This is a genomic window from Myxococcus qinghaiensis (genome assembly GCF_024198215.1).
Classification (GTDB): Bacteria; Myxococcota; Myxococcia; order Myxococcales; family Myxococcaceae; genus Myxococcus; species Myxococcus qinghaiensis.
Map to the genome: position 1 here is coordinate 126,538 of NZ_JAKCFA010000023.1, position 11,327 is coordinate 137,864.

The 11,327-nt window shown below is 71.5% G+C and carries 8 protein-coding genes; 1 reads left to right on the forward strand and 7 read right to left on the reverse strand.

Translation table 11 applies throughout. The annotated features are described in order from the left end of the window. Nucleotides 1-10: 10 nt before the first annotated feature. The 6 genes from cheB to LZ199_RS34915 are packed head-to-tail and all read right to left on the reverse strand — an operon-like array spanning nt 11 to nt 7,691. A complete protein-coding gene (gene cheB / locus LZ199_RS34890) occupies nt 11-1,072 on the reverse strand; it encodes a chemotaxis-specific protein-glutamate methyltransferase CheB (protein ID WP_253998093.1) in 1,062 nt (353 codons plus the stop codon). Further along, nucleotides 1,069-3,273 (reverse strand): hybrid sensor histidine kinase/response regulator, encoded by a 2,205-nt coding sequence (locus tag LZ199_RS34895; protein WP_253998094.1) that lies wholly within the window; start codon nt 3,271-3,273, stop codon nt 1,069-1,071. The genes cheB and LZ199_RS34895 overlap by 4 nt, the downstream gene beginning before the upstream one ends. Continuing rightward, nucleotides 3,273-4,916: a methyl-accepting chemotaxis protein gene (locus tag LZ199_RS34900; protein ID WP_253998095.1), complete on the reverse strand. Its 1,644-nt coding sequence runs from the start codon at nt 4,914-4,916 to the stop codon at nt 3,273-3,275. The genes LZ199_RS34895 and LZ199_RS34900 overlap by 1 nt, the downstream gene beginning before the upstream one ends. Next, entirely contained in the window at nt 4,913-5,497 is a 585-nt protein-coding gene (locus LZ199_RS34905) for a chemotaxis protein CheW (protein WP_253998096.1), read from the reverse strand. Before LZ199_RS34905 ends, LZ199_RS34900 begins: the two co-directional genes overlap by 4 nt. 17 nt (nt 5,498-5,514) lie before the next feature. Further along, entirely contained in the window at nt 5,515-7,221 is a 1,707-nt protein-coding gene (locus tag LZ199_RS34910; RefSeq protein ID WP_253998097.1) for a CheR family methyltransferase, read from the reverse strand. Next, the gene (locus tag LZ199_RS34915; RefSeq protein ID WP_253998098.1) at nt 7,218-7,691 is read right to left on the reverse strand and encodes a chemotaxis protein CheW; all 474 of its coding nucleotides are present in this window, start codon (nt 7,689-7,691) and stop codon (nt 7,218-7,220) included. The genes LZ199_RS34910 and LZ199_RS34915 overlap by 4 nt, the downstream gene beginning before the upstream one ends. A gap of 262 nt (nt 7,692-7,953) precedes the next feature. On the opposite strand from LZ199_RS34915, the gene LZ199_RS34920 reads away from it, so the two are divergent. Further along, nucleotides 7,954-9,414: an RluA family pseudouridine synthase gene (locus tag LZ199_RS34920; RefSeq protein ID WP_253998099.1), complete on the forward strand. Its 1,461-nt coding sequence runs from the start codon at nt 7,954-7,956 to the stop codon at nt 9,412-9,414. Nucleotides 9,415-9,432: 18 nt separating this feature from the next. Here the strand turns inward: LZ199_RS34920 and LZ199_RS34925 are convergent, their stop codons facing one another. Further along, on the reverse strand, nt 9,433-11,313 hold the full coding sequence (locus LZ199_RS34925; protein WP_253998100.1) for an RICIN domain-containing protein: 1,881 nt from the start codon (nt 11,311-11,313) through the stop codon (nt 9,433-9,435). Nucleotides 11,314-11,327 lie beyond the last annotated feature (14 nt).

Genomic DNA, 11,327 nt, shown 5'->3' on the forward strand with positions numbered 1-11,327 from the left:
ATAATGTGTCTCACCCTGGCTGCGTGTCTGCCCGGACGGTGAGCAACACCCGGGAAGGCAGGGCGGACAGGGAGACGACCTCGTCCGCCAGGCCCGCGCTCACCACGACGCCCGGCATGCCGAAGACGACGGAGGACTCCTCGTCCTGGGCCAGCACCCGGCCGCCGACCTCTCGCAGCTCCCGGGCCCCCTCCAGGCCGTCCTGCCCCATGCCGGTGAGGATGACGGCCAGCGCTTCGGAGCCGTGCGCGCGCGCCACCGAGCGGAACAGCCACGTCGCGGATGGACGGAAGCCGTTGACGGGCGCCGCCTTGGACACCTGGGCCCGGCCGTCCTGGACGCCCAGGTGCCGGTCATCTGGCGCCAGGTAGACGTGCCCTGGCAGGAGCAGCTCACCCTCCTCCGCCACCCGCACCGGCAGCGGGCCGGCCGTGGCCAGCCAGGACGCCAGGCCCTGTCCGAAGCCGAGCGCGATGTGCTGCACCACCAGCAGTGGCACGGGGAAGTCCGCGGGCAGCTCCGACAGGAGCCGGAACAGCGCGGCCGGTCCCCCCGTGGACGCGGCCAGGGCCACCACCGCCGGCCGTGACGTCTGCGCGCGGGGCGCGGGCTTGGGCACGGGCAGGGCCTGCGGGGTGCTCCGGTCCGGCCAGCGACGCACGACCTTCACCTCGGCCATGGCCTTGAGGGTGTCGCGCAGGCGGCGGCTGTCCGCGTCGAAGTCCGGAGTCTCCGGGCCCAGGGGCTTCTGGAGCACCGCGAGCGCGCCGGCCCGCAGCGCGGCCATGGACGTCTGGATGTCGCGCTCCACCAGCGTGGAGACGACGACGACGGGCGTGGGCACCTCCGTCATGATGCGACGGGTGGCCTCCAGGCCATCCATGCGCGGCATCTGGATATCCATCGTCACCAGATGGGGCCGCAGGCGCTGGGTGAGCTCCACCGCCTCCACGCCGTCCTTGGCTTCTCCCACCACGCTCAGCGCCGGGTCGGCGCGGAGGATCTCCACCAGCAGCCTGCGGGCGGTGGGCGAGTCCTCCGCCACCACGATGCGCAACGGTTCGGTCCTCATAGCAGTCGTCTCAAGGTCTCCAGCAGGCTCGTGGGGTCGAAGGCGCTTTTCACAAGATAGGCACTGGCGCCAGCTTGAAGCCCGCGCGCCTTGTCCTCCGGGCGGCCCCGGGCGGTGACGAGCACCACCGGCAGCCGCGCGAAGCGCGGGGAGGCACGCACGGCCTCGGTGAGGGCGATGCCGTCCATGCGCGGCATCTCCACGTCCAGCACCAGCGCGTCGGCGCCGCCCGCCTGCAGCCGCTCCCAGGCCTCGGCCCCGTCGGAGCAGGGCACCACGTCATAGCCCGCGCCCTCCAGGATGCTCTGCTCCAGCGCGCGGGTGGTGGGCGAGTCGTCCGCCAGCACCACGCGCCGGCGCGCCCGCTGGGTGGCCGGGGCGGGGAACAGCGCCGTGGAGGGACGCCCTCCCGCGGCCCGCACCAGCGAGACGGGGTTGAGCAGGAGCGACAGCCGCCCGTCCGGCAGCACCGCCGCCGCGGACACATGGCGCGCGCGGCGCACGCGGGGACCGAGCGCCCGGACGAGCGCCTCCTGCTCCTCCAGGACTTCATCCACCACCAGCGCGGCCCGCGCGGTGCCGGCCGCGAGCACCACCGCGCCCCGGCGCTGACGCGGAGGACCCGGAGGCAGCCCCAGCACGTCCGCCAGCGCGGCCAGGGGCACCAGCGCGTCCGGGGCCACCCACGTCGGGCGGCCCTCCACGTCGCGCACCTCCTCGGGCGCCAGCCGCACCAGCCGCGCCACGCCTTCGATGGCCAGCGCGAGCGTCTGCCCTCCCGCGGACACCAGCAGCACGCGCAGGGTGCTCAGCGTGAGGGGCACGTCCAGCGTGAAGCGCGCGCCCTTCCCGGGCCAGGTGGCCACCTCCACCGTGCCGCGCATCGCCTCGACTTCCGTGCGCACCACGTCCAGGCCCACGCCCCGGCCGGCGACCTCGGTGACGCGAGTGGAGGTGGACAGTCCGGAGTGGAAGGCGAGGCGCGCGGCGTCCTCGTCGTCCTCGGGCACGTCGAGTCCCCGGGCCTGCGCGCGGGCGCGCAGCGCTCCCAGGTCCAGCCCGCGCCCGTCGTCCTCCACCGTCACCTCCACGCGGCTGCCGCGCAGGCGGGCCGACAGCGTGACGCGGCCCTCCTCGGGCTTGCCCGCGCGGACGCGCTCCTCGGCGGACTCCAGTCCGTGGGCCACCGCGTTGCGCACCAGGTGGAGCATGGGCTCGCGCAGGGACTGGAGCAGCGAGCGGTCCAGCTCCAGCGCGCCGCCGTTCACCTCCAGTCGCGCCTTCTTGCCCTCGGAGCGGGCCACGTCGCGCGCGGCGCGCACCAGGCCCTCGCAGCCCTCCATGAAGGGCAGGGTGCGCGCGCGGCGGACCTCGTCGTCCATGCCGGTGGCCACGCCACTCAAGGTCCGCTGGTCCGAGGCCAGCTCGCGCGTCACCCGCGCCAGCTCCTTCTCGGCCCTGCGCAGCGCGCCCTCGGCCTCCGTGCCCTGCACCGCCTCGCGCATGCGCGCCAGCTCCTCGCGCACGCCCTCCAGCGTCTCCGTGCGCCCCTCGAGCCGCAGCGAGGCGACCCGAAGCTCCCCGCTGCGCGACAGCAGCGCGTCCAGCTTCTGCGCGGACACCCGCACCGGCAGCGTCGCCTCCTGCGCGGGGCCGGAGGGCGCGTACTCCGGCGCGGAGGGCTCGGCCGGGCGAGCGGGCTCCGGGGGGGAGGTCTTCGTCGTGCGAGGGGGCTCCGGCGTCCGGGTTCCCTCCGTGCGAGCCGGGTCGGAGGAGGCGGTCGGACGAGGCGCCGAGTCGATGGGGCCCGCCGCGCGCTCCAGGTCCGGCAGCAGCTTCTCCAGCGGAGAGCCGGTCAGCTCCTGCTTGGTGGCGAGTCGCCGTCCCGCGTCGTCCAGCGCGTCCACGGTGGAGAAGCACAGCTCGTACAGCTCCGGCGCCGCGGTGCGCCCGTCGCGCAGCGGCTCCAGCACCTCCTCCAGCCGGTGACACGCCGTCTCCACCAGCATGGCGCTGGCCGCGCGCGCGGCGCCCTTCACGCTGTGCAGCGTGCGCAGGAGCGACGCCACGCGCTCGGCGGCGCGCGACGTGCCCTGCTCCCGCTCCAGCGCGAGCAGGTCCCGGTTGAGCGAGGCCACGTGCCCCTCGAGCTCCTCGAGGAACGTGGCCAGCAATGCCTGGGCGAGCCTGTCGCGGTCCATCAGCGCCCGTACTCTTCGAGCAGGTTCTTGAGCTTCTGGCCCATGGCGTTGATGTCCTGCATGGCCCGCTCCGTCTGGCGCGAGGACATCAGGCCCTGCTGGGTGGCCTGGTTGACGTCATGCATCGCCTGGCGAATCTGGGCGATGCCGGTGGCCTGCTGGTTGGCGGAGGCCGCGATCTGCGCGGCGGTGAGCGACGCCTGGGCCAAGAGGTCCGACAGCGTCTGGATGGTGGAGCCCGCCTCCGCGACGATGCGCGTGGTGGTCGCCACGCTCTTGGTGCCCTCCTCGGTGGTCATCACCGCGCCGTGCGTGGCCTTCTGGATTTGTCCCAGAATCTGACGCACCTGCCCGGTGGCCTTCTTGGACTGGTCCGCCAGCGCCTTCACCTCGGCGGCGACCACGGCGAAGCCCCGGCCGTTCTCCCCGGCGCGGCTGGCCTCGATGGAGGCATTGAGCGCGAGCATGTGCGTCTGCTCGGAGATGTCATTGACGGTGGTGATGATGTCGCCAATGGCCTGCGCCTGCTCGGCGAGGGCGAGGATGCGCGAGGCGATGGACTCCACCTGCTCGCGCACGGTGCCCATGGAGGAGACGGCCTCCTCCACGGAGCGCCTCCCGCTGCGGCCCACCTCCTCGGCGTGACGGGCGGACTCGCTGACGTTGCGCGCGCGGCCGGCGGCCTCCTCGGACGTCTTGGTGATTTCCTCGATGGTGCTCACCGTCTCCGTCACCGCGCTGCCCTGCTCCTGCGCGCCCGCCACCTGCTCCGTGGTGCTGGCCAGGATTTCGGAGCTGGCGCCCGCGAGCTGATTGACGAACTCCGCCACGGTGCGCAGCGTGTGCTCGCGCTGCTCGGACTGTTTGGCGATTTGCGCCTCGGACTGCTGGCGGCGCTCGGCCATGTTGTTGAAGGCGCGCGCCAGCTCCGCCGCCTCGTCCTGTCCCTTGATGTCGATGCGATGGGTGAGGTTGCCCTGGCCCAGCTGCTCGGCGCCCACCATGAGCTTGCGCAGCGGGACGGTGATGCTGCGGGTGACGAGGTAGCTGCCTACGGAGACGATGAGCAGGCCCAGGACGGTGCAGATGCCCAGCACCCACATGATTTGTCGCGCGGCGGCCTCGGCGGCCTCGGAGTGCTCGGCCCAGCGCTCCTGCTCCTCCGCGAGCATCTCGTTGATGAGGTCGCGAATCTGGTCCATCAACTGTCTGCCCCGGTTGTTCCGGACGATGACCAGCGAGCCCTCCAGGCCCTTCTCACGGCGCTGGCGGATGCCCTCGTCGAGCAGGGCCAGGCGGCCCGTCACGAGCGGCTCCAGGCGCACCATGCGGTTGCGCTGCTCGGGATAGGGGGCCATCGCGTCGCGCAGCATGTTGATGTCCTGCTGGAGCGAGGCGAGGGCCGCCTGGTAGGGCTCCAGGTACGGGTCCTCGCCCGTGAGCAGGAAGCCGCGCTGGCCCGTCTCCGCGTCGATGAGCAGGGCGCGCACCTCGCGGACCAGGCGGAAGTTCTCGTGGGCCTTGAGCAGCCCCTCGGTGGTCTCGTTCAGCTGACGTGCGCCCTGGAAGGCGACGGCCGCCAGGACGAGCAACACCATCAACGACAGTCCGAAGCCGATCGTGATGCGGTTCCCGATGTTCATACGACTCCTTCGTCGGACAAATCGAACACGAGGCGACTGTCACCCAGCAGTGCCTCGCCCTCCAGCATGAGTGTTCCCGCCTTGTCCGCCGCGAACACCAGCTCGCCGGTGGGGCCCGCGGGGGCGGGCAGCAGGTCCTGACTCGACACCTGGGTGACCTCGTGGACTTCTTCGGTGCGCACGCCCAGCTCCGGCCGGTTCGTTCCCAGCACCAGCACGGGCCCCGAGCTGTCCATCGGGGGGTGGCCGAACAGCGGTGCCAGCTCCACTACGGGGAGGACCTCGCCGTGGAGCAGGGTGAGCCCGCGCAGCGTCGGAGGCGCGCCGGGCAGCGGCACCACGTCCACGTTGCGGACGACCTCCAGCACGAAGCGGGACTCCAGGGCGTACGTCTGGCCGGCGGCGCGAAAGCGCACCACCTCGCGCAGGGTGCCCGGGGCGACCTCGGGGGTGGGGGGGCGGCTCAGCGCGCGGGCGCGCTCGTCGAGCAGCGCGGCCTCCGCTTCGGGGGTGAGGGCGCCTTCGGCCTCGCGGGAGGCGGCGAGCTCGGCGAGTCGCGCGCGGAGGGTTTCCCAGTTCATTCCTTGGGGGCCAGCCATCAGGGTGTCTTGCCTTCAGTGAGGGAGAGCTCCATGCGGAGGCGCTCGTCGCGTGCGGCGCGAGCAAGGTCCCGGGCGAGTTCACCCTCCGCGAGTGGGAGGGGCGCGTCGGGAGGAAGGGCATTACAGAGGGCTTCTGCTTCGCGCAGGGCCTTGAGCGCGCCCTCGGTGTCGCCGAGTCGACGCAGCACGCGTCCGAGGACGAGCCACGCCACGGCGAGGGTGGGCTCCAGGTAGAGGGCCTGACGGACGGAGCGCTCGGCGTCGGGCAGGCGTCCCTGGCCTAGCAGGAGCAGGGCTTCCAGGTAGCGCAGGCCGGGGACCAGCGGATGGCGGGAGGCGGCCTCTGCGCTCGCGTAGATGGCGGCTTGAGCGTCCAGGTTCGCGATGGAGCGCACGGCGGCGGTGGCCGTGTCGGCGTCGGCATCCAGCGCGCCCAGGCGAAGCGCGGCCTCGCGCCAGTCACCCCTGTCCAAAGCGCGGCGAGCCACGGCGAGCTCGGAGGGGCTGGGGCCGCGAGCGTTGCTTCCAGCCGTGCCCGAACGAGGAGCGAAGCCCGGCGCGCTCGTGCCACCGCCCGAGGCCGTGCCCAAGCCTGGCGCGCTCATGCCACCGCCCGAAGCCGTGCCCACGCCTGGAGCGAAGCCAGGTGTGCCCGGGCCGCGCCCGGAAGCCGAGCCCGAGCCCGGCGCGCTGGTGTGGCCTCCCACGGGAACTCCCGTGGCGAAGCGCGCCTGGCCCGCGGCACCGCTCTCCATCGCGGTGCGCGCACCGACTCCGTATGGAACACCCACCTCCTCGGAGGCCGCGCCGCCGGGAGGCGACGTCATCCGTCCCCGGTCACCGAATGGCGACGCATCAGGGACGGCCACGGTGGTGCCGGGCGGGAGGCGTCGGTAGAGCACGCCCCACTCGGTGAGGACGGGCTCCAGCGGAGCGAGCCCCCCGAGCGGCGGGTCCGAGGGCCCGGTGAAGAGCACGCCACTTTCACCCAGCGACGCATGGAGGCGGCGAGCCACCGCCTCGATGGTGGAGCCGTTGAAGTAGATGAGGACGTTGCGACAGAAGATGACGTCCAGCTTCCAGATGCCCGACTCGGGCGAAGGCCATGTATCGAGCGCGAGGTTCAGGTAGCTGAACCGCACGCGCTGCTTCACCTCGGGAGCCAGGACGTACTGCCGACCCTCGGGCCGCAGGTGGACGCGCATCCGCTCGGCCCACGGGCCCCGGAGGGACCATTCGCCATAGTGCGCGCGGCGCGCCCGAGCCAGCGCGGTGCGAGACACATCGGTGGCATACACCGCCATGTGTTCGCTCCAGCCCTCGTTCATCAGCAGGGCCGCCATCGAATAGGGCTCTTCGCCGGAGGAGCAGGCCGCGCTCCACATCTTCACGGTGTAGTCCGGGCCATGCCGTTCGCGGAGCTCGGGCAGCACGACGCGGCGGAGGAACTCGAAGTGCTCGGGGGTGCGGAAGAAGTACGTCTCGCCGATGGTGAGCTCGGTGAGGAGGTCATCCATCGCGGCGGAGTCGGTGGCGATTCGCGCGCGGTACTCGTCGAAGTCACTCAGGCCGGCGCGGGCCATGGCGCGGGAGATGCCTTCCTCGGCGGAGGCGGGGCAGCTCGGAGGGGCGAGGCCCGCGCGCTCCTCGACGAGGGCGAGCACGGCGGGGAAGCCCTCATGGCTCCACGGCCCTTGTCTCACGCACGCTCCGGCGGAGCGGCGAGCGCCGCGTCCAGCTCCAGCGCTTCGGCTTCGGAGAGAAAGCCGCGCAGGTCATGGACCAGCACCAGTCCGTCCTCCAGCTTCGCGGCGCCAGCCACATAGCCCACGCCGGGCAGCTCGCGCGGCGTCTCGTCCCATTCGCCCGGTGCGAGCACTCGCAGACCCTCGGCGCGGTCCACGCGCAGGGCGACCTGTCGCGAACCCGCCTGGGCGATGATGATGTGGTCGAACGCGGACAGGGGGCGGGCCGGGTGGCGGAAGCGGCGGCGCAGGTCCAGCACGGGGAGCAACTGGCCGTGCAGGTTGAGCAGGCCCTCGACGACATCGGGGGCGCTTGGCAGGGGCGTCAGGCGCACGGCGCGAATCAGCTCTCGCACGTCCTCCATGGGGAGGCCGTAGCGCTGACCTTCCAGGGTGAACAGCAGGACTTCTCGCGGAGCGGGAGCCATGTAGGAGGGACATAGACGCTGTCCTGCGGGCTGTCGAACCCGGCGTGGGCCCCGCATGGCGTCTGTCCACCAGTCCCCACTGGCGCGGCGTGTCCCCTGTCGCGACACATGTTTTTCGGCTTGCGGAAACGGCGGGAGTCGGCCGTTCCATCGCCATGGGCCGACTCGGCTCCGGGGAGACCTGGCTTGCGAGACACCCGCACGAGCCGTGACGTGCCGCACGCGGGTGCTCGGACCTGATAGATGCCGGCCAGGTATCACCGTGAGCGAGGCGCGTTACTCCCAGACTCCGCTGTCCTTCGACGCACCGCCGCTCCCCGGCGATGTGCCGGCGCGTCTCCCGAGCCCGTTCGATTCAGGCCCCCCGGTGCGACTGGCCCGTCTGGCGGCGGAGTCACTGCAACAGCGCCTGCGGCGTGAGCATGCGCGGTGGGAGGAGCTGTGGCGTCCGGGTGGCGGCAAGATGTTCGGGGTGCTGGTCGTCGCGACACCGGAGGGACGGCTGGGGTACCTGTGCGCGTTCTCCGGGATGCTGGGGGGCGCCTGGGAGGTGGAGGGCTTCGTCCCACCGTTGTTCGACCCCGTGGCGCGCGCCGCGTTCTGGCCCGCGGGAGAGGCCGAGCTGGCGGAGCTGGGGCGGCGATACGAGGCGCTGAAGGAACAGTCCGCGCACCTCGCCCAACACCCCAAGGGTCGGGAAGCGGAGCTGAGAGCGCTCGAAGCGCGCAGGCGTGAAGTCGCTCACGAGCGGGCCGAGCGTTCCCGCTCCCTGTGGCGACAGTTGTCCGTGGGCTTCGAGGTCCCCAACGCGCGAGGAGAGCACCGGTCCATGTCCGCGCTGTTCGCGCCGCGTCCTCCTCCGGGAGGCGCCGGAGACTGCGCGGCGCCCAAGCTGCTCGCGTGCGCCTACCGTCACGGGTGGAAGCCGCTGGCGCTCGCGGAGTTCTGGTGGGGCGCGGAGCCGCTCGGAGGAGGTCGCCAGTCAGGTGCGTACTACCCGGCCTGTGACAACAAGTGCGGAACGGTGCTGCCGTTCATGCTGGAGGGACTGGAGGTGGACCCCGCTCCCGCGGCGCCAGCGACTTCAACCGACGCGGACACCCTCCGCATGCTGCACGAGGACGCGACGTTGCTCGTCGTCGACAAGCCCCACGGCCTGCCGTCGGTGTCGGGACGTCACTCCCCCACGAGGGACTCGGTGCTCGTCAGGCTCCAGTCTCGCTTCCCGGACCTGACCGCCGCGCGCTTCGTCCACGAGCTCGAGACAGAAGTGTCGGGCCTCCAGGTGATTGCCAGGGACGCCGCCACGCAATCCGCGCTCCAGCGACAGCTCGCGCGAGGCGAGGCCGAGCACCGGCACGTCGCCTGGGGCGAAGGGCTCCTCTCTGGCGAGCAGGGGCGCATCGACGTGCCCCTGCGAGGCACCACCTCAGGATCCCTCGAAACGCTCGCGGACCCGAATCACCACAAGCAGGCCCTGACGGAGTGGCGCGTCGTGGAGCGGAGCGACGCGCGCACCCGCCTGTTGCTGTGGCCCCGGACGCGCCACGCGATGCAGCTTCGCATCCACGCAGCGCATCCGTTGGGTCTGGGCCTGCCGCTCGTCGGTGACGCGCGCTTCGGAGTCGAAGACACGCGGTTGATGCTTCACGCGGAGGGACTCGCCTTCACCCATCCCACGACTGGAGAACGGCTGGACTTCTCTTCGCCCTCGCCGTTCTGACGAACAGCGACGCGCGCCCTACTGCGCCTCCATCCTGAACTGCTGGCAGTCGTTGGACGCCCAGACCCATTGCTGGAGCGCCGCGCCGTCGCCGGCCGTCCAGCAGTTGCTCACGTCGAGCACCTTGCCGCTGTGGCGCGCCTCGAAGCGGTGGAAGCCGCCGCTGGTGGCCACGGCCCTGAACTGCTGATTCCAGCCCGGTGCCACGCTCCATTGCTGCACGCGTGCGCCGTCCGTGGTGCTCGCATCCGCGATGTCCACGGCCTTGCCGCTGTAGCGCGACACCAGCCGGGAGAAGCCACCGTCGGTGGTCTGGAGTGCCCACTGCTGGCTCGTCCCACCGTGGCACGCCCACTGGTGCAGCCCGGTGCCGTCCGCCGCCGACGGGCCGACGATGTCCAGACACTTGCCGGTGGCCTTGTTGACCAGCCGGTACCACGGGCCACTCGAGCCGCCGCCCCACGAGAACGACACCACCGAGCGCGGCGGCAGCGTGTAGTCGAAGGCCTGTCCCGCCCAGCGGACCTTGAAGGTGAGCGTGCTCCCGTCGTTGGAGTTCAGGGCGATGAGCGCATGCGAGCCATCTGGATTGCGGAAGGCCAGCGTCTCGATGCTGTTGTTTCCCAGGGACGTCGCGCCGATGCGCACCGCCCCCGCGCGCACGACTTTCGAAAGGTGCGCCCACGCGTAGTACTCCTCGTTGCGGGTGTACGTGCCGTTGGCGTTGTTCACCGTGAACATGCCTCGGCAGTCCGCGCAGCCGCCCACGCGCGGGCCGTGGTTGGGGTCCAGCGCCAGGTTCCAGTACACGGAGCTGCGCGCCCAGTGGCGCAGCGGCCCGAAGAGGTTGTTCTGGAGCGCCCACTCCAGGTTGGCCGCGGCGTTCGTCGCCCATGCGCCGCCGGTGCACTCGGTGAAGTGGACCTCCTTGGACGGGTAGGCGTCGCGGAAGGCGGACTGCACCGTGTAGCTGCCCTCGGGGCTCTCGTAGCAGTGGTAGGCCACCCCGGCGACGGACGACTGCGCCTGCCCGTTGTTGTAGGCCATGACTTCATGCGGGAAGCCCGCAGGGCCCGCGCCGTCGTGCCAGTTGTGGTCCCACGCCAGCAGCTTCACCCCATTGAAGCCCGCCGCGTTGAGGGCCGGGCGCAGGTGCTGCGAGGCGAACACCGCCTGGTCATTCGACTCCATCTGCATGGTGGCGTAGCTGCCGTTCGCATTGTGCGGCTCGTTCTGGAGGCTGAACGCATGCAGCGGCACGCCTTGCGCGGCGTAGGCCTGAGCGAACTTCACGAAGTACTGCGCATAGGTGCCATAGAGGTCATTGCGCAGATAGCCGCCGCCCAGCAGCGAGTTGTTGAACTTCATCCACGCCGGGGCGCTCCACGGCACGGCGAGCACCTTCACCTCGGGGTTGAGGGCGCGGGCCTGCTGGAGCAGCGGGAGGATGTAGGCCGCGTCGTGCCCCACCGAGAAGTCATTCAAGTCGCAGCAGGTGTCGTCGTACGTGTAGTGATTGCGCGCGAAGTCCGACGAGCCCATGGGCAGACGGATGAGGTTGTAGCCCGCGCCCGCGCTCACGCTGAACAAGTCACTCATGATGGCCGCGCGGTGCGGCGAACCATGGATGAGCCACGCGGAGGAGTCCGTGAGCGCTCCGCCGAACCCGTCGAGCGTCTGGTACGTCACGCCGTCATTCACGTCGATGACCAGGGCCGTGTTGCTCTCCGGGCCGAACGTCTTGCTCGCCTCCACGCTCAGCTTCTTGGCCAGGGCGCTGCCGGACGTCGTCGTGAGATGGACCTGGACGGACTCGCCGGCAGCGAGCGCATGAGGAGCGGCGAGCACCGACGAGACGAACACGGCGGCCAGAAGCGACGACAAGGACGGCAGGGACATACGGAGGGCTCCGT

Excerpts from the sequence above, each read along its gene's own strand:
- LZ199_RS34905 (WP_253998096.1), bottom strand. The coding sequence starts at position 5,497 with ATGAACTGGGAAACCCTCCGCGCGCGACTCGCCGAGCTCGCCGCCTCC.
- LZ199_RS34915 (WP_253998098.1), bottom strand. The coding sequence starts at position 7,691 with ATGGCTCCCGCTCCGCGAGAAGTCCTGCTGTTCACCCTGGAAGGTCAG.
- LZ199_RS34925 (WP_253998100.1), bottom strand. The coding sequence starts at position 11,313 with ATGTCCCTGCCGTCCTTGTCGTCGCTTCTGGCCGCCGTGTTCGTCTCG.
- LZ199_RS34895 (WP_253998094.1), bottom strand. The coding sequence starts at position 3,273 with ATGGACCGCGACAGGCTCGCCCAGGCATTGCTGGCCACGTTCCTCGAG.
- LZ199_RS34900 (WP_253998095.1), bottom strand. The coding sequence starts at position 4,916 with ATGAACATCGGGAACCGCATCACGATCGGCTTCGGACTGTCGTTGATG.
- cheB (WP_253998093.1), bottom strand. The coding sequence starts at position 1,072 with ATGAGGACCGAACCGTTGCGCATCGTGGTGGCGGAGGACTCGCCCACC.